The organism is Xenorhabdus sp. TS4 (genome assembly GCF_014467265.1).
Taxonomy (GTDB): domain Bacteria; phylum Pseudomonadota; class Gammaproteobacteria; order Enterobacterales; family Enterobacteriaceae; genus Xenorhabdus; species Xenorhabdus ehlersii.
Genome location: NZ_NKHQ01000023.1, coordinates 1 through 1,052, shown reverse-complemented (window position 1 = coordinate 1,052; position 1,052 = coordinate 1). Strand labels below are relative to the sequence as shown.

The window sequence follows — 1,052 nt, the reverse complement described above, 5'->3', positions numbered from 1 at the left end:
CACTTCAGCCGGGGATGATGCTTTTGCATCCACTTGTCGAACACATAATGCAGGAACAGATTTGCCAGCACCGGGCTGATAACTCCTCCCTGTGGGGTGACCTCAACGCTCACGACCACCGCTCTTTACGGCAGCCGCTTGAGGGGGTTTGAAGCCGGCTTCCGACAGCGGACTTCGGTGGGTCTGCCACCATCTCCTCCTAAGCTTATGCTACATACTGGCTGCGTTCCCTATGCTGCCCAGTTTGTATGCCTGCGGCACACTTTCTATCAAAAATCGTCTTCTTAACATCAGCCTATCCCAGAGCGATAACGCTTTGGCTTTCATGTTGCTACGGACATTCGTGATTAACGTAACGCCTTCCGCTTCCAGCTCATCGCATAAAGTCTGTGATAAATACCCTTTATCGCCATATAAACATCCCGTTAACCCTCTTGCCAATGCTTTGACAGGGTGACGATCATCCTTATTTCCGGCGGTTAATTTTACGGCCAAAAGTTCACCGCAATCATTGATAACCAGATGAAGTTTAAAACCATAGAACCAGCCTGTACTGGTTTTTCCTCGTTGTGCCATTCCCTCAAATACCCGGTGATGGGGAATGCGAAGGTTGTGACAAACAGCAATTTTGGTGGAATCAATAAAAGCGATCCCTTGGGTTGTCGCTTTACGTGACGAAAGAAAAGCGCATAAAGGAATCAGTGCCCTTTTCTTCAGGGTGAGCATGCGGGTATAGCTGACTAATCCGGGAAAATCTGCGGTAAGATATTGTTTTACATGTTTATTATAAAACGTTTTAAAATCACGATAATGGCTCATATGGAATAAAATGAGGATCATAATGACTTCGCTGAGCGAAAGGGAAGCTTCGCGGTGCCGTTGACGTAATCCGTTTTCAATGAGCTGTTGATGCCAGAGAGGAATAAATTTTTGGCAAAAGTCATCGACGCAACAGTAAAAATCCGCCTTCATAGAAGGCGGCTTTGATTTCGCCCCAGAGGGGCGTTACTAGTTCAGACTCTGAGAGCCTTCACTTCACATCCCTTTTAACG

General features: G+C 46.8%; 1 protein-coding gene. It reads right to left on the bottom strand.

The features are described 5' to 3' along the window. Positions 1-210: 210 nt before the first annotated feature. Positions 211-972, bottom strand: a complete 762-nt coding sequence (locus tag Xets_RS11340) for an IS982 family transposase (protein ID WP_244149756.1) — start codon at positions 970-972, stop codon at positions 211-213. Positions 973-1,052 lie beyond the last annotated feature (80 nt).